This window comes from Amnibacterium flavum (genome assembly GCF_003097495.1).
Lineage (GTDB): Bacteria > Actinomycetota > Actinomycetes > Actinomycetales > Microbacteriaceae > Naasia > Naasia flava.
The window spans coordinates 142,854-167,122 of the sequence record NZ_QEOP01000002.1; the positions used below are offsets into that span (position 1 = coordinate 142,854).

The following is a 24,269-nucleotide window of genomic DNA, read 5'->3' on the forward strand; positions in this document are numbered from 1 at the left end:
TCTCGGTGCTGGGGTCAGTCACGACGCGATGCCCTCTCCGCGAGAGGGGCGCCCGACTCGGCGTCCGCCGGGTCGTCGGCGAGTCCCAGCTGGGCGGCGTCGCGCTTGTCGAGCTCCTCGAGCAGCGAGCGCAGCTCGGCGCGGATGAAGTCCTTCGACGCCATGTCCTTCACCAGCAGTCTCAGGGCGACCACCTCGCGCGCCAGGTACTCGGTGTCGGCGAGGTTGCGCTCGGCGCGCTGTCGATCCTGCTCGATCTGCACGCGGTCGCGGTCGTCCTGTCGGTTCTGCGCGAGCAGGATCAGGGGGGCGGCGTACGACGCCTGAAGCGACAGGATGAGCGTGAGCGCGGTGAAGCCGATGGCGGCGTCGTCGAAACGCAGAGGCGTGGGCGCGGTGACGTTGTAGATCATCCAGGCGATCACGAAGACGCTCAGTGCGAAGAGGAACCACGGGGTTCCCATCGCGCGGGCGATGAACTCGGTGAAGCGGCCGAAGCGGTCGCGGCTCGGCCGGTTGCTGCGCAGCACGGACGTGCGCAGGCCCTTAGGGGCGTCGAGGCGGTCGCCACGCGACGAGCGCGCGGAAGAATCAAGGCGTGCCACTGCTGTCCCTCCTCGCTGCGATGGTCGGTACTCTACGGGCGCCCGCACTGCGGGACCGGGTCTGGCGCGACGATCTGCCGCCGCGCCAGTCGTCGGGCAGCAGATGGTCGAGGACGTCGTCGATGGTGACCACGCCGAGCAGACGGTTGTTCGCGTCGACGACGGGCACGCTGACGAGGTTGTAGCTCGCCAGGATCCGAGTCACCTCGGATGCCGGGGTGTCGGGTGTCACGGGGTCGAGAGTCTGGTCGACGAGTGTGCCGAGACGCTCGTGCGGCGGGTAGCGCAGCATCCGCTGGAAGTGCACCATGCCGAGGAACCGCCCGGTCGGCGGCTCGTACGGGGGCAGCGTCACGCAGACGGCCGCGCCGAGAGCAGGGGCCAGCTCGTGCCGGCGGATCATCGCGAGTCCCTCCGCGACCGTCGCGTCGGCACTGAGGATGATCGGCTCGGGGGTCATCAGACCACCGGCTGTGTCGGGCTCGTACTCGAGGAGGCGTCGGACGTCGTCGGCCTCCTCGGGCTGCATCAGCTCGAGCAGGGTCTCGCCGCGGCCCTCGGGCAGCTGGGCGATGAGGTCCGCGGCGTCGTCGGGCTGCATCGCATCGAGCACGTCGGCGGCGCGTTCGTCGCCGAGCCGAGCGAGGATGCGGACCTGATCGGACTCGGGCATCTCCTCGAGGACGTCGGCGAGACGCTCGTCGGGGAGCTCATGTGCGACCTCGAGCATGCGCTTGTCGGGCAGGTCGAGCAGGGTGCTCGCGAGGTCGGCGGGCTTCAGGTCCGAGTAGCTGGCGATGAGCTGCGCCGCCGACTGGTTCTCACCCTTCGCAGGACGCTCGCGCACTTCGCTCCAGGACACGAAGGCCGTCGCACCCTTGCCGAATGGGCTCGGGGTGGTCCTCGGGCGGCGCACGAAGAGCTGCGCGACCTCCCACTCGGACGGTGCCACCTCCTCGATGGCGACATCCTCGATCGTGGCCTCGCCGCCGCCGTCGGTCAGCAGGACGCGCCGCCCCAGCATCTCGGCGATGATCCGCGTCTCGCTCGTTCGCTGCTCGAAGCGGCGCACATTGATGAGGCCCGTGGAGATGATCTGGCCGGAACTGATGCTCGTGACCCGACCGATCGACAGGAAGACGCGGCGGCGACCCGGGATCTCGACGACGAGGCCGACCACCTGAGGCGGATCGGTGCGCCGATAGACGACCACGATGTCCCGGACCTTGCCGAGCCGATCGCCCTGAGGGTCGAAGACGGTGCGGCCGACCAGCCGGGCGACGAAGATCCTGACCGCACTCATATTCCAAATCTACTCCGGCAACCGGTCGGGCCCCTCCGAACAGCCCAGCCCGTCCATAGAGTTCACCAAGCAGGTTCGGCCAGAATGAGGGCATGTCGACTTCGCGTTCGCCTCTCGGATCCCGCCCGCTGCTCCAGCCGACCCTCCCCAAGGGAGAGGTAGTGGCGAGTTACGAGACCTACGTCGAGGCGCAGCAGGCCGTCGACCAGCTCGTGAAGGTCGACTTCGCGGTGCAGGACGTCTCGATCGTCGGCAACGACCTCAAGAGCGTCGAGCGGGTGACGGGCAAGCTGACCTGGGGCCGCGCCGCAGGTGCCGGTGCACTCTCCGGGCTGTGGCTGGGCGTGTTCATCGGCCTCGTGCTTCTGCTGTTCTCGCCCGAGGCGGCGAACATCTTCTCCGTCGCCCTCGGCGCGGCGCTGCTCGGGGCGGCGTTCGGCATGTTCTTCAGCCTCGCGAGCTACGCGCTCACGCGCCGCATCCGCGATTACACGTCGACGCAGGCGGTCATCGCGACGAGCTACACGCTCGTCGTGAAGCCCGAGAGCGCGGCGAAGGCCCGCAACCTGCTGGGCACGGCCCCGCAGCTCTGAGCCTGCGGAGGTCAGACGACTGACCCTCCGGCGATCCACCTCTCCACGTCGTCCGCGGTGCGCGGGATGCCGGCCGACAGGTTCTCGGCGCCGTTTTCGGTGACGACGATGTCGTCCTCGATGCGCACTCCGATGCCGCGGTACTCCTCGGGCACGGTGAGATCGTCGGGCTGGAAGTACAGTCCCGGCTCGATCGTGAAGACCATGCCCGGTTCGAGGATGCCCTCCCGGTAGAGCTCGCGCCGCGCCTTGGCGCAGTCGTGGACATCGATGCCGAGGTGGTGGCTGGTGCCGTGCACCATGTAGCGGCGGTGGCGCTGGTCGTCGGATGCGAGCAGCGTCTCGGCGTCGGCGTCGACGAACCCCCACTCGGCGATCTTCGCGGCGATGACCTTCATGGCCTCGTCGTGCACGTCGGCGAATCGGATCCCGGGGCGCACGATCGCGAACGCCGCATCGGCCGCCTCCCGGACCGCCTCGTAGACCCGGCGCTGAACCTCGGTGAAGCGACCGTCGACGGGGATGGTGCGGGTGATGTCGGCCGTGTACAGGCTGTCGAGCTCGACGCCGGCGTCGATCAGGATCAGGTCGCCCGCGAGTACGGGACCGTCGTTGCGGGTCCAGTGCAGGATGCAGGCATGCGCCCCGGAGGCCGCGATGGTGTCGTAGCCGACCGCGTTGCCGTCCACACGGGCGCGGGTGTTGAAGACGCCCTCGACGACCCGCTCGCCGCGTGCCTCGCGCTGGACGGTGGGCAGTTCGGCGACGACATCGTCGAAACCGCGGGCCGTCGCCGCGACCGCGAGTCGCATCTGCTCGATCTCGTACTCGTCCTTGACGAGGCGGAACTCGTCGAGTGTGCGATCGAGACCGCTGTCGGCGCCGGCGACGAGGTCGTCATCGGTGCGGTCGAGCGTCGCGAGGTCCGCGGTCGCAAGACCGAGATCGGTGGCGACCTCCTCGAGCGTCGGGCGGGGGCCGATCCAGAACTCGCCGATGGCGGGGTTGGCGTAGAACTCGTCGGTGTCGCGGCCCGCCGACGGGGCGAAGTACAGCGTGGCGATGTGACCGTCGCCCGCGGGATCGAGCACGAGAACCGCGCCCGGCTCGCTGTCGGACGCCCAGCCGGTCAGCCAGGAGAAAGCGGAAGCCGCGCGGAACGGGTAGTCGGTGTCGTTCGAGCGGACCTTCAGCTCCCCGGCCGCGACGACGATGCGCTTTCCCGGGTAGGTCTCGGACAGGCGGCGACGACGGGCCGCGGCGAACGCCGACTGGTGCCGCTCCGGCGGGAAGGCGGCGGCGCGCTCTGCCCATCCGCTGCCGATGTACTGCGCGAACGACGCGGGCCACGGGGCCGCCCGGTTCGCGTTCGCCGGCACCGTCGACGCGGGACCGGTGGTCTCGGGAGTCTCGGCGTCCGCCGTCGGGGCGGTGATCTCGGTGCTGACGCTGACGGCCGTGTCGCTGGTGTCCTGGCTCATGCCGTCTATTCTCGCCCCGGAACCGGGGCGAGCGACCGCGTTGTCAGACCGCGGGCGTGAGCTGGGCGAGAACGGGTCGGTGGTCGCTGCCGGCGCCGTCGCGGTCGCCGACGACCCTGAACCCGCTGACCCGCCAGTTCGTCGACGCGAGCACGTGGTCGATCGGAGTGCCCAGGATGGCGGGAATCGCGGTGGGCCATGTGCCGACCGCCGCGGACCCGGTCTGTTCCGCCGCGTCCCTGCACGAGCCCAGATCGGTGCTCACGATCCGGCCGTCGGGCAGGGTGACGGTGCCGCCGAGTCCGGCGAACGCATCGAGGGTCGAGTTGAAGTCGCCCGCGAGGATGACGTTCGGGTTCTGGCAGAGGGACTGGAGGGTGAAGAGGTCGGAGCGCCAGTTCATGATCTCCGACGGGATGGGGGCGACCGCGTGCACGGCGACGAGGGTGGGACCGCCGGTCGTCGACGTCGCGACGACGCTGGGCAGAACGGAGGTCGTGGCGTCGCCGGTGAATACGTACGGTCCGAGATCCTCGCTGATGAGGATCGAGGTCGACCTGGCTTTCGCGACCTGGTCGTATGCGACCGTGTGCGCGCTGAGGGGGAGGCCCTGACGCCTCGCAGCGGCCGCCACGTCGTCGGCGAGCTGCTCCGTCGTCTCGGGGAGGGCGACGACATCGGCTCCCGTCTCGACCGCGAGCTGGGCGATCGCATCGGTGCTCACTGCGTCACCGAGCGTGTTCCAGGACAGGACGGTGATGTCGGCGTCGGTGGCCGTCTCGAATCCGGGACTGCCGAACCCGCGGTCGGTCAGCACGGCGACGTTCGCGACGGTGAAGGCGAGCAGCAGCAGCGCCAGCGAACCGAGGAAGCGCCGGGCCGGCGCCGCCAGCAGTGCGACCACCGTGAGGATCAGGGCGGTCACGAGCGCGACGGCGGCACCGGCGCCGCGCAGGGAGACGGCCTGCGCGAACACGGGGGCGCGCTGGAGCCCGAGGAGCTGCGGCCAGAAGACCGCGAGGAGGAGCGCGCCCGTGGCCAGCACGATGAGCGCTGCGAAGAACCTGGCCACGCGATCACAGTACGACTCCGCATGCCGGCGGGCGGCGGCGGGGTGCGCGCGTCGCGCGTCTAGCATGAGGGGATGCGCGCGCTCGGACCTGCCGATCTGCACGCGCACTCCGCGATCTCCGACGGCACCGAGACTCCCGCCGAGCTCGTCGCCGCAGCCTCCGGGGCCGGCCTCGCCACGGTGGCGCTGACCGATCACGACTCCACCGCCGGTTGGGCCGAGGCGGCGCATGCGGCGCGCGCCAACGACATCGTCCTGATCCCGGGCATGGAGCTGAGCACCCGCCGCGCCTGGTCGAGTGTCCACCTCCTCGCCTACCTGTTCGACCCCGACGACGAGGGTCTGCGGGCCGAGACGGACCGGATCCGCGTCGACCGGTTGAGTCGGGCCGAGCGGATGGTCGAGCGGATCGGTCACGACTACGCGCTCACCTGGGATGACGTGCTCGCGCAGACCTCGCCCGGCTCGACGATCGGGCGGCCTCACATCGCCGACGCACTCGTCGCCCGTGGTCACGTCCGCGACAGGGGCGAGGCGTTCCAGAGCATCCTGCACTGGCGTGCGGGGTACTTCCAGCCGCACTACGCGCCCGACCCGCTCGAGGGCGTCCGTCTCGTGCGGGCGGCCGGGGGAGTGCCAGTGCTCGCTCATCCGGCGGTGTCATCGGAGCGGGTGATGCCCGACGGTGAGATGCGGGAGCTGGTCGACGCGGGGCTGTTCGGTCTCGAAGTCCGGCATCGCGACAACAGCGAGGCGGGCAAGCGCCTGCTCCTGGCCTATGCGGACCGCTACGGACTCGAGATCACGGGCTCGAGCGACTACCACGGCACCGGCAAGCCGAACCGCCTGGGCGAGAACACGACCTCGGCCGAGGTGGTCGAGCGCCTGATCGGGTCGGCGACGGGCAGCGCCCCGATCATCCCCTGAGCGGGGCCGCACCAACCGCGGACGCCACGCCTCGCTCGGATATTCCGGGCGCATACGTCCGTTGCGGCGTAGGCGGATGTCCGGAACGAACGTTCTCCACCGAGTGCGGGCGTTCCGCGTGAACACGCACGGGGTCTCTCCGGGCACGCATGTCGAGGCGACGCGGCCGGCTCCCGTTGTCCGGAACGTGCGCAGCGGTCGCGGCTAGAGGAGGTGGGAGAGTCCGGCTCCGGCGAAGGCGGCGGCGAACTCGTCGCGCCCTTCGGTGAAATGCGCCCAACTGTCGACGTGCGCCGGCACGACGCGGCGGGCATCCAGGATGCGAGCTGCGAGCGCGGCACCTGTCCCGTCGAGCGTGAGCAGCGCGCCGTCGAGTACTCGACGGCGGACGGCGCCCGCGAACAGGATGGCGGTGTCGACGGATCCGACCCGGTCGGAGATCTCGCGGACGACGTCGAGGGACGCGTTGTCGCCGCTGACGTAGACCGTCGGCAGTCCGTCGCTGCTCAACAGGAAGCCGATGACGTCGCCGACCACGGCATCCGCGCCGATCGGACCGTGCAGCGCCGGGGTCGCCGTCACCGTCACGATGCGACCGGTGGGATCGGTGAAGGCGACCGACTGCCACGGCGCGAGACCCTGGGCGTTGCCGCCGAGCCTGCCCGCCCCCGAGACGGTGGTGAGTGCCACGGGCACCGACGGCAGCAGCGCGCGTCCCGACAGGTCGAGGTTGTCGACGTGCTCGTCGTGCGACAGCAGGACGGCGTCGATCATCCCGAGGTCGCCCGGCTCGCGGACAGGAGGAGCGGTCTTGCTGAATTCGCCGGGGTAGTCCTGCGGCTGGTCGAATGTCGGGTCCGTCAGGAACCGAAGACCGCCGTACTCGATGAGAACGGTCGGACCGCCGATGACCTGGATCTGAACCGGACCATCCACGTGATCGATGACCTCGGACACGGTTCGCGCGGCGGCTAGGCGGACGGAGTTGTGGTGCCCGGACCGCGGCGACGGCGGCGACGCGGGCGGGGTGCTCCGGCGCCATCGTGCGCGCCCGAACCCGGGGCGTGCTCGGCGTGCGCCTGCTGCGCCTGAGGGGCGGGTGCGTGACCCGTCTCAGCGCCTGTCGAGACGGGGCTTCCCCCGGTGCGACGACGGTTGCGGTTGCGGTCGCCGCCGGAGCGCGAACCGGATGCCGACGAGGACGAACCCGAACCTTCGCCCTCACGACGGGGAGGCCGAGCGGCCGGGGCGCCCGCCGAGGCGAGTCGACCCTTCGCGCCTGCCGGGATGTTGAGGTCCTCGTAGAGGTGCGGCGACGACGAGTAGGTCTCCGTCGGCTCGGGCTGACCGAAATCGAGCCCCCGGTTGATGAGCGCCCACTTGTGCAGGTCGTCCCAGTCCACGAAGGTGACCGCGATGCCGGTCTTTCCCGCGCGACCCGTGCGACCGGCACGGTGCAGGTAGGTGTCGGGGTCGTCGGGGATCGTGTGGTTGATCACGTGCGTGACGTCGTCGACGTCGATGCCGCGAGCGGCGACATCGGTGGCGATGAGCACGTCCTTCTTGCCCGCCTTGAACGCCGCCATGGCGCGCTCGCGCTGCTCCTGGCTCAGATCGCCGTGAACGGCCGCGGTGTTGAAGCCGCGGTCGGTGAGCTCCTCGACGAGCTTGGCGGCGGCGCGCTTCGTCCGCGTGAAGATGACGGTCTTGCCGCGCCCCTCGGCCTGCAGGATGCGGGCGACGACCTCGTCCTTGTCGAGCGAGTGGGCGCGGTAGATGAGGTGCTTGATGTTCGCCTGCGTCAGCCCCTCGTCGGGGTCCGTCGCGCGGATGTGCACGGGACGGTTCATGAACCGGCGTGCGAGGGCCACGATCGGGCCCGGCATGGTCGCCGAGAAGAGCATCGTGTGACGGGTGGCGGGAGTCTGCGCGAACAGCTTCTCGATGTCGGACAGGAAGCCGAGGTCGAGCATCTTGTCGGCCTCGTCGAGAACCATCTCGCGCACGTTGGAGAGGTTCAGGAGCCGCTGGCCCGCGAGGTCGAGCAGACGACCGGGGGTTCCGACGGCGATCTGCGCTCCGGCCTTGATCTGCTCGATCTGGCCCTCGTACGCCTTGCCGCCGTAGATCGAGACGATCTTCGTCGCGCGGTTCGAGGTCGCGATCTCGAGGTCTTCGGAGACCTGCACGGCGAGCTCGCGGGTCGGCACGACGACGAGCGCCTGCACTCCGGGGCCCGGCTCGAGGCCGAGACGCTGGATCAGCGGCAGGCCGAACCCGAAGGTCTTGCCGGTTCCGGTCTTGGCCTGGCCGATGATGTCCTGGCCGGCGAGGGCCATGGGGATGGTCTGGGTCTGGATGGGGAAGGGTTCGAGGATGCCCTTGCTTGCGAGAGCGTCGGCCATGTCGGCCTCGACTCCGAGATCACGGAAAGTCACGTAGGAAATGCGCCTGTCTTGATGCGCGCGTATGCGCGGGATGAGTTCGCTGCGCCAGTTCTTATCCAGGCGCGGACACCTCCCGCTGAATCCGGGAGTCGTCCGACAGTCTACCGGGCGGTCCCGTTTACCGGCGGATTCCTCGTCCAGCGCAAAATCGCTGCGTCAGCAGGACAAACGCGGCCGCGGTTCCCGACGGGTCGGTGGCCTGCGCCTGGACGGTCGGACAGGGGCGGCCTCGTAAGCTAAGCGACGTGAAATGGTTCGGCAGGTACGGCAGCGGCGCCGAGTCCCCGCGATCACGTTCGCGCAGTCGCGAACTCCGCATCGACCGGGTGGCGCTCACCGATGTCGCACTCGACCCCGTGCGGGTAATCGCCCAAGCGGCTTATCTGCAGCTCGGCGAGTTCGCCGCTCTGTCCCGGGCCGCCGCGGAAGCGCCCGATCTCGAGAGCAAGAGTGCACTCGCGACGGCGGCGGGACGCCTGCTCGCCAAGCACCGCTCGCTCGTCGGTGCGCTCGAGCGTCGCGGCGTCGATGCATCGGCCGCGATGGAGCCCTTCGCCGCCCCGACCGACCGGTTCTTCGCCATGGCCGCCGGTGCCAACTGGTACGAGTCGCTGACCGCCAGCTATCTCGTCGGCGGGTTGCTCGACGACTTCTTCGCCCGCCTGGTCGGAGGTCTCGAACCCGACGGTCCCGAGCTGGCCCGCCTCCTGCTCGGTCCGAGCGGGGCGGAGGAGATCGTGTCGATCCTCTCGGCCGCGACGGCCGGGGACCCGCGACTCGGATCCCGTCTCGCGGTCTGGGGACGTCGCCTCGTGGGCGACACGCTGCTCATCGCCCGTTCGGCGCTGCCCGAAACGGTGCGGACACCGACAGGCGAGGCCCGCGTCGAGCCGATCCTGACCGAGCTCATGGCCGATCACACGCGTCGAATGGACCGCCTGGGCCTTACCGCCTGACCGGCCCGTCTGCCGTCATGCCGCTGCGATGCGGCCCAGTCGACGCGATCAAACGCGAGCGAGTCAGACGGCGACGCGACCGCGCGAGAGCTCGCTCAGTCGTGCCGCGTCGTGGCGTTCGCGCGCGCGGCCGATGAGCAGAGCGGCAGCCGCGACCGTCGCGGCCGCCAGTGCGAGCGTGATCCACCAGATGAGGCCCTGATCCCAGGCGAGCCCCAGCCAGGTGAGGGCGACCCAGATCACGCCCGCCGCCGCGGCGCCGATGGCCGGGACCAGGACGACGCCGTTGGTCTGCCGTCGCGGGAGCGTGTAGCGAGCGAGCAGACCGAGCAGCGCACCGCCCAGGGACACGAAGAGCAGTTCCATCAGCAGAGCCGTTCTGTCAGCGGAAGTGGGATCAGGCGACGAAGCCGACGCGTCGGGTCTTCTCGGTGCCGATCTCGATGTAGGCGAGACCCGCGGTGGGGACGATGTAGAGCTTGCCCGCGTCGTCGACGAGCTTGATGTACTTCTCATCGTTCGCGAGAGCCGAAGCGACGGCCGCCTCGATCTCGGCGGACGGCTGCGACGACTCGAAGCTCAGTTCCCGCGGGCTGTTGACGATGCCGATACGAATGTCCAACGGCCGACCTTCCCAAGTTCTGCGATGCGCGATCCGGAGGGATCGCGCGTTCGTCGTCAACACTATGGCAGGCCCGGGACCTGCTTCCGCGAGTTCACTCAGGGCGCACGCGGACGTGTCCGTGTCGTCCCCTTCCGTGTCGGGGGGTCCGGTTAACGTTGCCGGGTGCACGCTTCCGCCGATCCCACGACGACGGCGCTCCAGGTCGAGCTCGACCCCTCGCAGCGCGCTGTTCTGGCTCTGCGCGATGACGAGAGCGCCGTGGTGATCGGTGCCCCGGGCACCGGCAAGACCGCCACCCTGCTCGAGCTGCTCGCCGAGAGAGTGCTGTCCGGCAGGGTCGCGCCGTCCGATGCGCTGGTCCTCGCCTCGAGCCGTGTGTCGGCGACACGTCTGCGCGACACCATCGCGCTCCGACTCGGGATCGCCCTTCCCGGCCCTCTGGCCCGCACCGCCGCGTCCGTCGCATCCGAGATCGCCAGGGCCGACGCCGTCGCGCGAGGACTCGAGGCGCCCCGGCTGCTGACCGGTGCGGAACAGGACCTCATCTTCGCCGACCTGCTCTCGGGCTACGACGAAGAAGGCGGCGGTCCCGCGTGGCCCGCCACCCTCCCGGCAGAGGTGCGACGGCTCGGCCCGTTCCGCACCGAGCTGCGCGAGCTGCTGGCCCGCGTCGAGGAGGCCAATCTCGGCACCGACGGTCTCCGCGACCTTGGGGCCGAGACGGGGCACCCCGAGTGGCTCGCGGCCGCCGACTTCTTCGACGACTACCACGCGGTGCTCGACTCCTACCGCAGCGGATCCCGCGACTCGACCGAGCTGCTCGCCGAGGCGGCGGCCATCGTCAACTCGGGCACGGCCTCGCGCATGCCGCGTCTCGTCCTGGTCGACGACGCGCAGGAGCTGACCCTCGGCGCCATCGAGCTGCTGTCGGCCTGGGCGAGAGCGGGGGCGACCGTCATCGCGTTCGGCGACCCCGACATCGGGGTCGCCGGGTTCCGCGGCGGTCGCGCAGACCTGCTGGGCTCGCTCGACCAGCACCTGGGCGTGCCGATGCGGATGCTGTTGCTCGACCAGGGTTACCGCTCGGCGGGGCCGATCGCGGCACTCGTCGCCGAGGTCACCAGCCGAGTGGGAGCCGCCCGGACCGTGCTGCACCGTTCACCGCCGGCGGCGATCGATGCGCCGATCGGCGAAGTCGTGCGCATCGAGGCCCCGACGAGAGCCGAGGAGATCGCCCGACTGGCGCGACGACTGCGCGAGCTGCACGTGCTCGGCGGGGTCGCATGGAACTCGATGGCCGTCGTGCTCCGGTCGGGCAGGCACGTGCCCTCGTTCGCCCGTGGCCTCTCGGCCGCGGGAGTCGCGACCCGGATGAACGCGGCAGCGCGCTCGCTCCGCGAGGAGTGGGCCGCCGACCATCTGGTGCGCGCGGTCGCGGTCGCGATCGAGGCCGACATCGAAGCGGACACGGTCGCCGATCTTCTGCTCGGCCCCTTCGGCGGGCTCGACCCCCTGGCGCTGAGGCGACTGCGGCTGGCGCTCCGGCACGAGGAGGTCGCGGGAGGCGGCAACCGTCCGGGCGACGCGTTGCTGGTCGAGGCGATGGCGCAGCCCGGTCGTTTCGCGACCATCGACTCGCCGCCCGCCCGACGTGCCGGTCGGCTGGCCGAGACCCTCGCGACCGTGCGTGCCCTCCACGAGTCGGGCGCGACCATCGAGGAGATGCTCTGGGCGGTCTGGGAGCGGAGCGGTCTCGCCGCGCAATGGGCAGGCCAGGCCGATGGTGTCGGCGTCCTCGCCGACGAGGCGAATCGGCACCTCGACTCCGTCGTGTCGCTGTTCGCCTCCGCGCAGCGCTACGTCGAGCGCACCCCCGATCGACCCCCGATCGAGTTCATCGCCGAGTTCCGGGCCGCCGAACTGCCCGAGGACTCGCTCGTCGCCCTGTCCCGGCCCGATGCCGTGCTCGTCTGCGCCCCCTCCGCCGTGGTCGGAGCCGAGTTCGACGTGGTCGCCGTCTCCGCACTGCAGGACGGCATCTGGCCCAACCTTCGTCTGCGCAGCTCGCTGCTGCACGCCGACCGGCTCGGCCCCGCCGTCGAGGGGGTGCCGCTGGCGGTGCTCGACGATCGCCGTCAGGTGCTTCACGACGAGCTGCGCATGTTCGCACTCTCGGCCTCGCGCGCGCGTCGGACGCTCATCATCAGCAACGTCTCGAGCGCCGACGAGCAGCCGTCACCCCTCGTGCGCCTGGTGCCCGACGACGCCCCGCAGGCGACGATCTCCGATCCGCTCACCCTCCGTGGCATGGTTGGCGCCTTGCGGCGCGAGCTGGCCGGACGCGCGGGGGAGTCGGCCTCGCCCGCGGCCTCCGCGCTGTCTCGACTCGCGCACGAGTCCGTCCCCGGCGCCGATCCCGCGTCCTGGTACGGCCTCGCCGCTCCCAGCACCGACGCCCCTCTCGTCGACCTCGACGACGCCGAGGCGCGCGTCAGCGTGTCTCCGTCGCGGCTCGGTGCTGTCGAGAAGTCTCCGCTGGGCTGGTTCATCGACACGATGTCCGCGGCGCCGTCCGGGTTCCACGCCGACCTCGGCACCCTCCTGCACTCGGCGATGGAGACCCTCTCGACGACGCCCGGGGCCGCTCTCGATACCGATGCGGTCATGGAAGTCGTCGACGCGCGCTGGCACGAGTTCCGGTTCGACTCCGAATGGGAGAGCGAGTACCAGCGGTCGCGGGCTCGGATCCGTGCCGCGGGGCTGGCGGACTACCTGAGCTCCTTCGAGAGGGACGGGCACCGCCTCGCCGGCGCGGAGACGGCGTTCACCTTCGAGCTGGGGCAGGCGGTCGTCGTGGGCAAGATCGACAGGATCGAGCACACCGCCGCAGGGTCCGTGGTCATCGTCGATCTGAAGACGGGAACGACCTTTCCGCGCGACGACGAGCTGCCGACCCACGCCCAGCTGGGGCTCTATCAGCTGGCTGCGGTCCACGGCGGCATCGAGGGAATGCCCGAGGGTGCGGAGTTCGGCGGCGCGAAGCTCCTCTTCGTGTCGTCCGGGGTGCGCGGCAAGCTCTATCGGGAGAAGGAGCAGCCCGCTCTCGGTCCCGAGCAACTCGAGGAGTTCCGCGCTCGTGTCCGCTCCGCGGCGGAGACGATGGCGGGAACCCTGTTCCCGGGCGTCGACGGATTGGCCGAGCGCGATCCTCTCGCCGGGTACCCGTATCGGGTGCATCTCATCCCGGCGGTGTCGTCGTGACCGAGCGCATCGACGCGGCCACGATCGCCCGAACGCTCGGGCTGCCGACCCCCACCCCGCAGCAGACCGCCGTCATCGAGGCACCGCTCGCTCCCAGCCTCGTCGTCGCGGGTGCGGGCAGCGGAAAGACCGAGACGATGGCGGCCCGGGTGGTCTGGCTTCTCGCCAACGGGCTCGCGAACCCCGCCGACGTCCTCGGGCTCACCTTCACCCGCAAGGCGGCGGGCGAACTGTCCGAGCGGGTCAACAGACGAGTTCGGGCGCTGTCGGCCAGCGGACTGATCGAGCAGCCGTTCGACGCCTTCGAAGCTCCCACGATCGCAACCTACAACTCGTTCGCGAGCACCATCTTCCGCGAGCACGCCACCGGCATCGGGCGTGAACCCGACGCGTCGGTCCTGGGCGAGGCCGCCGCCTGGCAGCTCGCGCGCCGGGTCGTGTCCGCCAGCGAGGATCCCGCTCTCGTCGGCATGGAGAAGTCCGTCGACCGGGTCACCGAGGGCGTGCTCGCGCTGAGCGGCGCGATGGCCGAGAACGTCGTCGACGCCGACGAGCTGCTCCGCATGGTCGCGCGCTTCACCACGCTCGACAACCTGCCCATCGGCAATGCGCGCAAGAAGACCGCCTACGCGTCGGTCACCGAGGCCATCGACGCCGTCGGATCCCTCCCGGTGCTCGTCCGCCTCGTCCTCGCGTATTCCGAGGAGAAGGTGCGCCGCGGGGTGCTGGAGTTCTCCGACCAGGTGGCGCTCGCGCTCGAGGTGTCGAGGCGCATGCCGCACGTGCGCGCCGACTACCGCACCCGCTTCCCGATCGTGCTGCTCGACGAATACCAGGACACCAGCGTCGTCCAGACCCGCCTCCTGTCCGAGCTGTTCGGCGAGGGAGCCGTCATGGCGGTGGGCGACCCGCATCAGTCGATCTACGGCTGGCGCGGCGCGAGCGCGAGCAACCTCGGCCGGTTCGCGCGCGACTTCGGACTCCGCTCACCCGACCCCGACGTCCGGGAGCGGTCGGCGCTGTCGTTCGCGCTGTCCACGAGCTGGCGCAACCCGCCACGCGTCCTCGCCGCGGCCAACACCATCGTGTCGCCGCTCACCGGGGCATCGGCTGTGCCGGTCGCGGCCCTCGATCCGCGCCCGGGAGCGGGGGAGGGCGAGCTCGAGGTGGCGTTCCTCGAAACGGTCGTCGACGAAGCGGCTCAGGTCGCCGACTGGCTGGGGCGCCGGATCGAGAGCAACCCCACCGAACCGCCGTCCGCGGCGATCCTGTGCCGCTCGTTGAAGAAGGTGGCCGTCTTCACCAAGGCGCTGGCGGCGCGCGGCGTCCGGTTCACGGTGCTCGGCATCGGCGGCCTGCTCGAGGAGCCCGCGGTCGCCGACCTCGTCAGCGTGCTGCACACCCTCTCCGACCCGACATCGGGCAAGTACCTGATCCGCCTGCTCGCCGGGGCGCGCAACCGGATCGGCGTGCGCGACATCAAGGCGCTGCGCGAACTCGCCGGTTGGCTCGCGCGACGCGACGCCGCCCAGCAGCCTCTCTCCGACGAGGTCCGCGATGCGCTGCGCGCGTCGCTCGGAGGCGAGGAGGGAGCCTCGCTCGTCGATGCGCTCGACTTCGTCGCGATCGCGCGTCCCGATCACGGCGCGCTTCGGGATTTCAGCGAGGACGGCCTGCACCGGATGCGGGTGCTCGGCACCGAGCTCGCGGATCTCCGACGTCGGTCAGGGCTGGGGCTCGTCGACCTCGTCGCCCTCGTGATCGAGCAGACCGGGCTCGACATCGAGTCCAGCGCGAACGAGTCGTCCGCGCTGGGACGCGGGGCGCTCGACTCGTTCATCGAGGTCGTCGACGACTTCGTCAGCACGGATCCCGGAGCGGGTCTCCGGTCGTTCCTCGCCTGGCTCGAGCTCGCCGAGCAGCGCGAGAACCTGGGAGCGCGGCCCACCGATCCTCAGCCGGGCACCGTCCAGCTGCTGACCATCCACGGTGCGAAGGGCCTCGAATGGGATCTCGTCGTCGTGCCCCGCATGGTCGAGGGCGAGCTACCCGGCACCATGCGCAGCAAAAGGGGATGGCTGGCCTTCGCCGAGCTGCCCTACGACTTCCGCGGTGACAGATTCGACCTTCCGCAGCTCGGCTGGGCGGGCTGCGAGACGCAGAAGGACTTCGATGACGCCTACAAGAGCTACTGCGAGAGCATCGAGGCACGCGATGCCGAGGAGCAGCGCCGCCTCGCCTACGTGGCGGTCACGCGCGCGAAGCACGCGTTGCTGCTGACGGGTTCGTTCTGGAACACGCAGCGCAAACCACGAGGGCCGAGCAGCTACCTGCTCGAGCTCGCCCAGGCAGGCGCGATCGATCCCGGCCTGCTTCCCGAATCGCCGGTCAATGAGGAGAACCCGCTCGACGCGCTCGTCAGCCACATTCCGTGGCCGTCCGACCCGCTCGGCACGAGACGCGACCGCGTCGAGGCCGCCGCCCGCGCCGTCGCGGCTGCGGATCCGACCGCGCGCACCCCGTGGGATCGCGAGCTCGACCTGCTCCTCGCCGAACGGGCCGAAGCGGCGGCCGGCGGCGGCCTCGACGTGTCGGTGCGCGTCTCGGCGTCGGCGTTCAAGGACCACATCTCCGACCCGGTCGCCATCGCCCGGTCGCTTCGCAGGCCGCTTCCACAGCGCCCGTACCGGCAGACCCGCCTCGGCACCCTCTTCCACAGCTGGGTCGAGCACCGCTCGGGTGTTCCATCGACGGCCGACCTCGTCGACGCCCTGCCCGGGGAGAGCGACCTCGACCTCGTCGAAGGCGAGCCCGATGCCGAGGAGCTGGCCCGCCTCCAGTCGATCTTCGAGCGCTCGCCCTGGGCTACGCGGCTGCCCGAGGCCGTCGAACTCGAGATCCACGTGCCGTTCGACGATCGCGTGATCGTGTGCAAGCTCGACGCCGTCTACCGGGTCGGCGACCGCTGGGAGGTCGTGGACTGGAAGACCGGTGCGCCGCCGAAGTCCGACGCCTCGCTCGCCGAGCGCACCTATCAGCTCGCGCTCTACCGGCTCGCGTTCGCGCGCTGGAAGGGCGTCGACCTCGACCAGGTCGACGCGGCCTTCTACTACGTCGGCGACGACCTGATCATCCGGCCCGCGGTCTTCCCCGACGAAGACGAGCTGAGGGCGCTCTGGCGTGCCTCCCGAGAGGTGCTCGCCGGCGCGAGGTGACGAGTCGCTCCGGGTCTCCGCTCAGCGCGCGGTCATCGGGCGGGCGCCGGGTCTACTCGGTGAGAGCGCCCCGGCCGCCGCCCTGTGCGACGTGAGGGCGCTCCGACAGCATCTGGCGCACTTCGTCGACGTCGAGGATGGGTCCGGTCTCGTGGGCGAGGGAGCCCTGCTGGTCGCCGCGAACGCTCTCGACGAGCACGTCGAGCATCTGCACGGCGTCATCGACGATCGACTGGTCGCGGGCCTCGAGCCCGAACAGCAGCCAGCGCGCGAGTTCCAGCTCGGCGTACAGCATCGCGCGGCGGCGGATCTCGCGATCGGCGGCACCGTGGCGGCCCGCGGAGTAGGAGCCGAAGATCTGCTCGACGGAGTCGGGGCTGGGCGCCGACAGGGCCCAGGACAGGTCGCGGGCCGGGTCGCCGACCCGCAGATCCGACCATCCGATGATCCCCGCGATCTGACCGTCGGCATCGTAGAGGAGCACATCGGCGCTCATGGCGCCGTGCACGACTGTGGTCTGGAACTGCCACAGCGAGGTGTCGTCCGTTGCGCTCTCCCAGCGCGAGAGGAGGCTCGCCGGCACCATCGAGGTCGCGGCGGCGCGATCCATGATCCCGACGACGGAGCGCAGGTTGTCGATGGCCGAGACAACCGGAAGGCCTGCGTCGACGACGACGCTGGTCGGAAGCGAGTGCATGGCGGCCAGAGCACGGCCGACCGATTCGGGCAGCGGGCTGTCGGGCGTCAGCAGATCGAGGGTCAGGCGACGGCCGTAGACGAACTCGGAGACGACGGCCCGTCCGCCGCGCTCACCCGGCTTCGGCTTGATGACCGTCTGGCCGACGAAGGTCGACAGTGCGAAGGGCAGGCGGGTGCGCACTCCCGAGCTGAGCGCTCCCAGGGCGCTGAGCTCCGCCGTCTGCGCCTTCGCGGCGCTCTCGGAGTTCGCCACGCGCACCAGATAGTGCTTGCCGTCGCGCGCGGTGAGGAGCGCGCTGTCGAACTCGCCCTGGCGGTGCGAGGTGAACGGCTGAGCCGCGGCGACGTCGAGTCCCGGCACGGCCGACGTCGCGAGCGCGGCTAGAGTGAGATGGGATCTGGCCATACGGTCCAGGGTAGGCGGGGCATTCCGCTGGGACACGGCCGCCACGCGGGTATGGGCCCGCGAATTGCTCGGCCTCTATCCCCAGATGAGGCCGCACAATCGGGGTTCCTCCGGTTGTTCCTCGTCGGTGCGCAAGATGTTCGGGAGGCATGCGTGTCAGGTTCAGGTGGCTCCGACTTCTCCGATCGGCTCCCGCTCTCGCGGTCGATGATCGACAGGGACTACCTGACTCGCGCCCGCCCCGGCGTGCTCGCCGAACTCCGAGCCGATCCGTCGGCCCTCACGATGTTCCTGGCCCGCGGACGCGCACTTCTGGCCGAAGGCGGCGACGGGCCCCGCCTCGAGCTGCGGCCGGCGGCCACCGTCGCCGAGTCGGCCACCCTCATCTACCTCGGACGAGTCACCGAAGGCGACCTGGAAGGCCGCCCTGTCCTGGTGGCCATCCTCGACGCCGACGAGGCCGACGCCGTCTCCACCGACGCCGATCGATGGGGTGACCTGCGCGCCATCGCCACCGAGCTCGAGCCGCTCGACTCGGGCCTGTTCACCCAGGCCCTCGCCATCGCGAACTGGCACTCGACTCACGGTTTCTCCCCGCGCACGGGCGAACCGACGGAGCCGGGCCTCGGCGGCTGGGTGCGACACCCCTCCGGCCAGCACGACGAGGAGTCGGGCACGCACATCTTCCCGCGCACCGACCCGGCCGTCATCGTCGGCATCATCGACGACGAGGACCGGCTGCTGCTCGGCGCCAATGCGCGCTGGGGCGGCGACCGATACTCGGTGCTCGCCGGATTCGTCGAACCCGGGGAATCGTTCGAGGCGGCCGTCGTGCGCGAGATGTACGAGGAGGCGGGGCTGCGCGTCGCGAACCCCACCTACCTCGGTTCCCAGCCGTGGCCGTTCCCCGCGTCGATCATGATCGGCTTCGAAGCGCGACTCGCCCCCGACTCGGTCCGCGTGCCCGTCCCCGACGGGGTCGAGATCATCGACCTGCGCTGGTTCACGCGCGAGGAGCTGAGCGACGGCGTCCGCACGATCGGCATCCCACCCCGCGCCTCGATCGCCCGCGCCATCATCGAGAGGTGGTTCGGCGCGCCCCTGGACGCTCCGTGAATCCGGACGGGCTGCTCGAGGGGCTCGACGACGACCAGCGGCAGGCGGCGCAGGCGCTGCTGGGTCCCGTCTGCCTGCTCGCCGGGGCCGGGACGGGCAAGACTCGCGCGATCACCCACCGCATCGCTTACGGGGTCGCATCCGGCGTCTACCCGCCGGGCCGGGTGATGGCGCTCACCTTCACCACCCGTGCCGCCGGGGAGCTGCGCAGCCGACTCCGCTCGCTGGGGGCATCGGGCGTCAGCGCGCGGACCTTCCACTCGGCCGCTCTGGCGCAGCTGAGCTTCTTCTGGCCGCAGACGATCGGGGGCACGCTGCCGCGGGTTCTCGACAGCAAGGCCCGCCTTCTGGCTCAGGCCGCCGAGGCGGTGCGCGTCCCCGTCGACACCGCCGTGCTGCGCGACCTCGCCGCCGAGATCGAATGGCGCAAGGTCGCCGGGCTCTCGATCGACGCGTACGAGGCCGCCGCCGAGACCCGGATGCTCCCCGGCAATCTCGACGCCCACAGCGTCACCGCCGTCCACCGGTCGTACGAGGAGATCAAGGACTCGCGTCGTCAGCTCGACTTCGAGGATGTGCTGCTTGCCACGATCGGGATGATCGAGGAGGAGGAGCGGGTCGCTCAGCAGGTGCGGGAGCAGTACCGCTTCTTCGTGGTCGACGAGTACCAGGACGTCTCGCCCCTGCAGCAGCAGCTGCTCGACTCCTGGCTGGGGGACCGGCAGGACGTGTGCGTCGTCGGTGACGCCAGCCAGACCATCTACACGTTCGCCGGTGCGAAATCCGATTACCTCCTCGACTTCGGCGCGACCTACACCGACGCCCAGGTCATCAGACTCGAACGCAACTACCGTTCGGATCCCGGAGTCCTCGCGGTCGCGAACAAGCTCATGCGCGACCGCCCAGGCGCCCTGACCCTGGCACCGACCCGGCCGACCGATGCCGCCGAGCGGGTCGTCGAGCTGCACACCTACCCCGACGAGCTGGCCGAGGCCCGGTCCGTGGCCGATGACATCGCCGCCCGTGTCGGCTCGGGCGTGGCCCCGAGCGAGATCGCGGTGCTCTTCCGGATCAACTCGCAATCCGCGGCACTCGAGACGGCCCTCGACGAGCGCGGCATCTCGGCCACCGTCCGCGGCACCGGGCGCTTCTTCGACCAGCGCGAGGTCAAGGAAGCCATGATGATGCTGCGCGCCGCCGCCCTCACCATGTCGGACGAGCCCCTCTTCAAGACCGTCAGCGACATCCTCCGCTCGCTGGGCTGGACCCAGCAGGCCCCTGAGACCCGTGGGGCACTGCGCGACAGGTGGGAGTCGCTCGACACGATCATGACGATGGCCGAGCAGTGCCCTCCGGGCACCACGACGGGGCAGTTTGTCGAGGATCTGGGGGAGCGGCAGGCCGCCCAGAACGAGCCCACCCGTGACGCGGTGACTCTCGCGACCCTGCATTCGGCGAAGGGTCTCGAATGGGATCACGTGTACCTCGTCGGCCTGTCCGAGGGGTACCTGCCCATCAGCTACGCGAAGACCCCGCAGGCCGTCGAGGAGGAGCGCCGTCTCCTCTACGTCGGCATCACCCGCGCACGGTCGACGCTGCGACTCTCCTGGGCGAAGGTCGGCCCTCACCGGGCGGCAGAGCGGCCACGCTCGCGTTTCCTGGAAGAGCTCGGCACGAGCATCGAGGATGCAGCCGCCACTCGCGTCGGCTGATCGTCCCGTCCGTCCCGTTCATCGTCAGGCTCGCACCGTCGAGGGCGGTGGCCCTGCCGAGCGTGAGATCGGACACGGCACGGGTGACGACGGCGGTCGCCTCGGCGGCGGCCGCCGGGTGCACCCGGAGCGGGGCGATGAGGGCGGGAGCCAGCAGCTGCGCGGCGATGACGGGCCAGTCGGGATCGTCGTCGGTCCGGCTGACGGCGACGCAGTGCAGGCAGGCGCTGCGTCCCGGGTCAACGAGAGGGCCGACGGTCACGCCTTCGTCGCCGAGCAGCACGGGGATGACGGGGATGTCACGGCTGAGCCAGTAGGCGGCGACCGCGGGCGCCACGAGGTGCGCCGTCATGACGACGGCGAGGTCGACGGGGTCGTCGCGGCCGACCAGGCGGACGCCGAGCCCGAGGAGCGATGCGGCGACCGCGGCGTCGATACGGGCCGACCGCTCGGGCCACGGCAGGACGCGTTCCAGCACGATGCGGACCGGGGTGGTCTCGGGCTCGTCGAGCAGCACAGGGGCGAGCTGTTCCAGCAGGACGTCGATGCGCGCCTCCGATGAGGGCAGGCCGGACGTGAACGCAGCGAGCGCGTCGCGGTGCGCACCGATCCGGAGGGCATGGATGACGAGTTCGTCCTCACGGGTGAGGTCGCGGAGCACGAGCCGCGGCCGGTCCGCCCCGAACCGGAGGGTGTCGGTGCCGATCCACACCGGGATGACGGACGGATCGATGCGCAACACCACGCGCCCATGCTCCGCCGCCCCCGAACCGCCCCGCAGAACTTATGCACATGAGAAAGGAAGCACAGAGCACCGCACCGCCCGCTGAGCTCGTCGAAGCGAAGGACTTCGGCAGGCGGCGACCCACTCATTTCGACGGGCTCAATGGGCGGGCGGGTGTCCCGCCCGCTGAGCGGAGCGATGCGTAGGGACCTTCGGGCCGTGGTGCGCTCATTTCGCTGCGCTCAATGGGCGGGGGTGTCCCGCTCGCTGAGCGCGGCGATGCGTAGGGACCTACGGGCCTTGCTGCGCTCATTTCGCTTCGCTCAATGGGCGGTTCGCCCGCTGAGCTCGTCGAGGCGTTGGGGGTCCGCTACCTCCGGCGGGCTCGATCGTGCGGGTTAGGACTCGTGGGGGCGGTCCTGGTCGTCGCGGAGGAGATCCTCGATGGCCTGATCGATGTCGTCGTGGGCGACATCGGGGGAGGACAGGCGGGCGACGAGGGCCTGCGGGTCGTCGATGTCGGCCGCGCTCGGCAGCAGATCGGGGTGGGACCAGAGAGCGTCGCGTTGTCCGCCGCCGAGGCTGTCGCCGACGATCTGCCACATCGTGGCCGCTTCGCGGAGGCGTCGTGGCCGCAGCTCGAGGCCGATGAGCGAGGCGAAGGCGGATTCGGCGGGCCCGCCGGAGGCGCGACGGCGTCGGACCGTCTCGGCGATCGCGTCGCTCTTCGGCAGTCGGGCGGTGGCGGCGGCGGTCACGACGTCGACCCAGCCCTCGACGAGGGCGAGAAGCGTCTCGATGCGTGCGAGCGCCGCCTTCTGGGCGTCCGACTGCGGCGGGATGAACTTGCCGGAGGTGAGCGCGTCGCGCAGCTGCTCGGGATCGCTCGGATCGAGGTCGGTGAGGATGTCCTCGAAATTGCTCATGTCGATCGAGATGCCGTGCGCGAAGTCGGTGACGGCACTGATGAGGCCCTGACGGAGCCAGCGTGCGTGCCGGAACAGACGCGCGTGGGCGATCTCGCGGACCGCGAGGTAGAGCGCGATCTGATCCTCGGGGATGTCGAGTCCCTCGGAGAAGGCCTTGATGTTCTGAGGGAGGAGTGCGGCGCGCTCCTCCAGCAGCGGGATGCCGATGTCTCCGCCGGAGACCACCTCGCTCGAGAGGGCGGCGACCACCTGGCCGAGCTGGACGGCGAACAGGGTGCCGCCGATGCCGCGGAGCAGTCCGCTCGCCCCGCCGAGCATGCCGGCCAGCTCCTCGGGCAGCTGCTGCTTCGTGACCTCGGTGAGGGCGTCGGTGATGCTGGTCGCGACCGGTTCGGCGAGCTGGCTCCAGAACGGCATGGTCTGCTCGACCCATTCGCTGCGTGTCATCAGGCGTGCGGTGGTGGTCAGTTCCGAGATCTCGGTGACCTCGTCGAGCCAGAGGGCTGCGACACCGAGCGCGGCGTCGAAATCGGACCGCTCACGGTCGGTCGGGGTGAGGCTCGTGGTGCGGGTCAGCTGCAGCGCCTGGTCGGTCGCAAGCTGCCAGTTGATCCCATCGGTCGAACTCGACACGGCGGCCTGCAGCTGCGACATGAGGTTGGCCATGCTCGCCGGGTCGGAGGGCAGACCTGCGGCACTGGCCAGGGCGGCCGGATCGATCTCGCCGCCTCCGGAGAGGAGCTTGCGGATCATCTCGCGCATCTCGTCGTCGGGACCGAGGCCGGATCCGTCGGAGGGCTCTGCCATGCGGGATTCCTCTCACGCTGTTCGGGTGAGGGATCGCTCCCGCCCTCACCGCACGATCTACGCTAGTGCGCGACTATGCGGCCCAGGCTGGATAGGGGCCCGCCGGGCTTCTGCCCGCCGCGAACACCGATCGGCGGTTCGGCCCACCGATCCGCCGGCATCCCCGGCGCAGGAAGAGCTCCCGTGACTTTCTTCAGAGCACAGCGCGACGACGACTCGTTCGACGACGTCGATCTCGGCCGATCGGCTCGCAGCCCGATGACCGACCGTGAACGTCGCACCTGGCTGGGCTGGCTGCTGATCGGCGTCGCCCTCGTGATCGTGATCGCACTGGCGTTCGCGCCGTCGCCGTACGTGATCGAGACCCCGGGTCCCGTCTACAACACCCTGGGCACGGTGGGGGAGGATGACGCCCCGCTCATCTCGATCCCCGATGAGGAGACGTACGAAACCGACGGCAGTCTCGATCTGCTCACAGTCTCGGTGCTCGGTTCGCCGTCGGGCCCTGCGAACTTCTTCGAGGTCGCGATGTCGTGGTTCGACCCGAGCCGGTCGGTCCAACCGCTCGAGTCGGTCTTCCCGGCGGGCACGACCACCGACGATCAGCGCGAGCAGAGCGCGATCCAGATGACGAACTCGCAGCAGGAGGCGATCGCCGCGGCGCTGACCGAGCTCGGCTACGAGTTCAGCACCACCGTCTCGATCGGGGCGCTCCTCGACGACTCGCCCGCCCAGGGGATCCTCGAGGAGGGCGACGTGATCACGAGCGTCGACGGCGTCGCCGTCACCGGTCTCACGGATCTGCGCGAGAAGCTCGCCGCCCACGGTGCGGACTCGCCGGCCCAGCTCGGCATCGAGCGTGACGGCTCGCCGCTCGAGGTAGAGGTGACCCCGACGGAACGCGACGGTGCGGTCGTCCTGGGCGTGGGTGTCGAGGTCTCCTACGACTTCCCATTCGACGTCTCGATCGAGCTCCCGAATGTCGGCGGACCGAGCGCGGGCATGATGTTCGCCCTCGGCATCTACGACAAGCTCACACCCGATGCGCTGACCGGGGGGCTGACCGTCGCCGGCACCGGCACGATCGACGCGGCGGGCACCGTCGGCCCCATTGGCGGGATCCGCCAGAAGCTCTACGGCGCGCAGCAGGCGGGCGCCACCCTGTTCCTCGCCCCCGCGTCGAACTGCGACGAGGTCGTCGGCCACGTCCCCGGTGATCTGCAGGTGGTGGCGGTCGAGACGCTCGAGGATGCGATCACCGCCATCGAGACCGTCTCGGCGGGGGATGACACCTCCGACCTGCCGACCTGCGAGGCGGCTGCGGCGGCCTCCGCCCGGTAATCCGGTCGGGTGGGGCGACAGAAGGTGCCGAGGCCCGCTCAGCTTCGTGT

Annotated in this window: 18 protein-coding genes and 1 pseudogene; 8 read left to right on the forward strand and 11 right to left on the reverse strand. The window is 70.5% G+C overall.

The annotated features are described in order from the left end of the window. Positions 1-14 precede the first annotated feature (14 nt). A complete protein-coding gene (locus DDQ50_RS08255) occupies positions 15-605 on the reverse strand; it encodes a DUF1003 domain-containing protein (RefSeq protein ID WP_116756293.1) in 591 nt (196 codons plus the stop codon). Further along, entirely contained in the window at positions 592-1,908 is a 1,317-nt protein-coding gene (locus DDQ50_RS08260) for a magnesium transporter MgtE N-terminal domain-containing protein (RefSeq protein ID WP_116756294.1), read from the reverse strand. The genes DDQ50_RS08255 and DDQ50_RS08260 overlap by 14 nt, the downstream gene beginning before the upstream one ends. 92 nt (positions 1,909-2,000) lie before the next feature. Between DDQ50_RS08260 and DDQ50_RS08265 the strand changes: the two genes are divergently transcribed. Beyond that, the gene (locus tag DDQ50_RS08265; protein WP_116756295.1) at positions 2,001-2,501 is read left to right on the forward strand and encodes a YflT domain-containing protein; all 501 of its coding nucleotides are present in this window, start codon (positions 2,001-2,003) and stop codon (positions 2,499-2,501) included. A gap of 11 nt (positions 2,502-2,512) precedes the next feature. On the opposite strand, the gene DDQ50_RS08270 is transcribed toward DDQ50_RS08265, so the two are convergent. Together DDQ50_RS08270 and DDQ50_RS08275 are read right to left on the reverse strand one after the other, a co-directional pair. Continuing rightward, complete coding sequence (locus tag DDQ50_RS08270) at positions 2,513-3,982, reverse strand: aminopeptidase P family protein (RefSeq protein WP_116756296.1); 1,470 nt, start codon at positions 3,980-3,982, stop codon at positions 2,513-2,515. A 43-nt stretch (positions 3,983-4,025) separates the two neighbouring features. Continuing rightward, a complete protein-coding gene (locus DDQ50_RS08275) occupies positions 4,026-5,054 on the reverse strand; it encodes an endonuclease/exonuclease/phosphatase family protein (protein WP_240614307.1) in 1,029 nt (342 codons plus the stop codon). 72 nt (positions 5,055-5,126) lie between these two features. Here DDQ50_RS08275 and DDQ50_RS08280 point away from each other — a divergent pair, with 72 nt between their 5' ends. Beyond that, positions 5,127-5,981, forward strand: coding sequence for a PHP domain-containing protein (locus tag DDQ50_RS08280; protein ID WP_116756298.1), 855 nt, complete (start codon positions 5,127-5,129; stop codon positions 5,979-5,981). A gap of 204 nt (positions 5,982-6,185) precedes the next feature. Here DDQ50_RS08280 and DDQ50_RS08285 read toward each other — a convergent pair whose 3' ends face one another. Together DDQ50_RS08285 and DDQ50_RS08290 are read right to left on the reverse strand one after the other, a co-directional pair. Further along, the gene (locus DDQ50_RS08285) at positions 6,186-6,938 is read right to left on the reverse strand and encodes an MBL fold metallo-hydrolase (protein WP_240614308.1); all 753 of its coding nucleotides are present in this window, start codon (positions 6,936-6,938) and stop codon (positions 6,186-6,188) included. A gap of 14 nt (positions 6,939-6,952) precedes the next feature. After that, the gene (locus DDQ50_RS08290; protein ID WP_377940307.1) at positions 6,953-8,386 is read right to left on the reverse strand and encodes a DEAD/DEAH box helicase; all 1,434 of its coding nucleotides are present in this window, start codon (positions 8,384-8,386) and stop codon (positions 6,953-6,955) included. A 287-nt stretch (positions 8,387-8,673) separates the two neighbouring features. Here DDQ50_RS08290 and DDQ50_RS08295 point away from each other — a divergent pair, with 287 nt between their 5' ends. After that, positions 8,674-9,384: a ferritin-like fold-containing protein gene (locus DDQ50_RS08295; protein ID WP_116756300.1), complete on the forward strand. Its 711-nt coding sequence runs from the start codon at positions 8,674-8,676 to the stop codon at positions 9,382-9,384. Between the two features lie 63 nt (positions 9,385-9,447). On the opposite strand, the gene DDQ50_RS08300 is transcribed toward DDQ50_RS08295, so the two are convergent. Continuing rightward, positions 9,448-9,750: a hypothetical protein gene (locus DDQ50_RS08300; protein ID WP_116756301.1), complete on the reverse strand. Its 303-nt coding sequence runs from the start codon at positions 9,748-9,750 to the stop codon at positions 9,448-9,450. A 31-nt stretch (positions 9,751-9,781) separates the two neighbouring features. Further along, positions 9,782-10,006 carry a DUF3107 domain-containing protein gene (locus DDQ50_RS08305; RefSeq protein ID WP_116756302.1) on the reverse strand — a complete coding sequence of 75 codons (225 nt, stop codon included), beginning with the start codon at positions 10,004-10,006 and terminating at the stop codon, positions 9,782-9,784. Positions 10,007-10,171: 165 nt separating this feature from the next. Here DDQ50_RS08305 and DDQ50_RS08310 point away from each other — a divergent pair, with 165 nt between their 5' ends. Together DDQ50_RS08310 and DDQ50_RS08315 are read left to right on the forward strand one after the other, a co-directional pair. Then, entirely contained in the window at positions 10,172-13,270 is a 3,099-nt protein-coding gene (locus tag DDQ50_RS08310) for an ATP-dependent DNA helicase (protein ID WP_116756303.1), read from the forward strand. After that, the gene (locus DDQ50_RS08315; RefSeq protein ID WP_116756304.1) at positions 13,267-16,485 is read left to right on the forward strand and encodes an ATP-dependent helicase; all 3,219 of its coding nucleotides are present in this window, start codon (positions 13,267-13,269) and stop codon (positions 16,483-16,485) included. The genes DDQ50_RS08310 and DDQ50_RS08315 overlap by 4 nt, the downstream gene beginning before the upstream one ends. 52 nt (positions 16,486-16,537) lie before the next feature. Here DDQ50_RS08315 and DDQ50_RS08320 read toward each other — a convergent pair whose 3' ends face one another. After that, a complete protein-coding gene (locus tag DDQ50_RS08320; protein ID WP_116756305.1) occupies positions 16,538-17,590 on the reverse strand; it encodes a phosphotransferase in 1,053 nt (350 codons plus the stop codon). A gap of 153 nt (positions 17,591-17,743) precedes the next feature. Here DDQ50_RS08320 and nudC point away from each other — a divergent pair, with 153 nt between their 5' ends. Together nudC and DDQ50_RS08330 are read left to right on the forward strand one after the other, a co-directional pair. Beyond that, positions 17,744-18,706, forward strand: coding sequence for an NAD(+) diphosphatase (gene nudC / locus DDQ50_RS08325; RefSeq protein WP_240614309.1), 963 nt, complete (start codon positions 17,744-17,746; stop codon positions 18,704-18,706). Further along, a complete protein-coding gene (locus DDQ50_RS08330; RefSeq protein ID WP_116756307.1) occupies positions 18,703-20,418 on the forward strand; it encodes an ATP-dependent helicase in 1,716 nt (571 codons plus the stop codon). The genes nudC and DDQ50_RS08330 overlap by 4 nt, the downstream gene beginning before the upstream one ends. On the opposite strand, the pseudogene DDQ50_RS17480 reads toward DDQ50_RS08330, so the two are convergent. Beyond that, a pseudogene (locus DDQ50_RS17480) lies at positions 20,417-20,770 on the reverse strand (TOMM precursor leader peptide-binding protein); the annotation flags it as partial. The gene DDQ50_RS08330 and the pseudogene DDQ50_RS17480 overlap by 2 nt on opposite strands. Positions 20,771-21,540: 770 nt before the next feature. Further along, positions 21,541-22,878, reverse strand: a complete 1,338-nt coding sequence (locus tag DDQ50_RS08340) for a zinc-dependent metalloprotease (protein ID WP_116756308.1) — start codon at positions 22,876-22,878, stop codon at positions 21,541-21,543. A 183-nt stretch (positions 22,879-23,061) separates the two neighbouring features. Here DDQ50_RS08340 and DDQ50_RS08345 point away from each other — a divergent pair, with 183 nt between their 5' ends. Next, the gene (locus DDQ50_RS08345; protein WP_240614310.1) at positions 23,062-24,219 is read left to right on the forward strand and encodes a YlbL family protein; all 1,158 of its coding nucleotides are present in this window, start codon (positions 23,062-23,064) and stop codon (positions 24,217-24,219) included. Positions 24,220-24,269 lie beyond the last annotated feature (50 nt).

What these genes read in the sequence shown, in the direction of transcription:
- DDQ50_RS08270 (WP_116756296.1), bottom strand. Translation starts at nt 3,982, where the DNA reads ATGAGCCAGGACACCAGCGACACGGCCGTCAGCGTCAGCACCGAGATC.
- DDQ50_RS08300 (WP_116756301.1), bottom strand. Translation starts at nt 9,750, where the DNA reads ATGGAACTGCTCTTCGTGTCCCTGGGCGGTGCGCTGCTCGGTCTGCTC.
- DDQ50_RS08265 (WP_116756295.1), top strand. Translation starts at nt 2,001, where the DNA reads ATGTCGACTTCGCGTTCGCCTCTCGGATCCCGCCCGCTGCTCCAGCCG.
- DDQ50_RS08340 (WP_116756308.1), bottom strand. Translation starts at nt 22,878, where the DNA reads ATGGCAGAGCCCTCCGACGGATCCGGCCTCGGTCCCGACGACGAGATG.
- DDQ50_RS08290 (WP_377940307.1), bottom strand. Translation starts at nt 8,386, where the DNA reads ATGGCCGACGCTCTCGCAAGCAAGGGCATCCTCGAACCCTTCCCCATC.
- DDQ50_RS08320 (WP_116756305.1), bottom strand. Translation starts at nt 17,590, where the DNA reads ATGGCCAGATCCCATCTCACTCTAGCCGCGCTCGCGACGTCGGCCGTG.
- DDQ50_RS08260 (WP_116756294.1), bottom strand. Translation starts at nt 1,908, where the DNA reads ATGAGTGCGGTCAGGATCTTCGTCGCCCGGCTGGTCGGCCGCACCGTC.
- DDQ50_RS08280 (WP_116756298.1), top strand. Translation starts at nt 5,127, where the DNA reads ATGCGCGCGCTCGGACCTGCCGATCTGCACGCGCACTCCGCGATCTCC.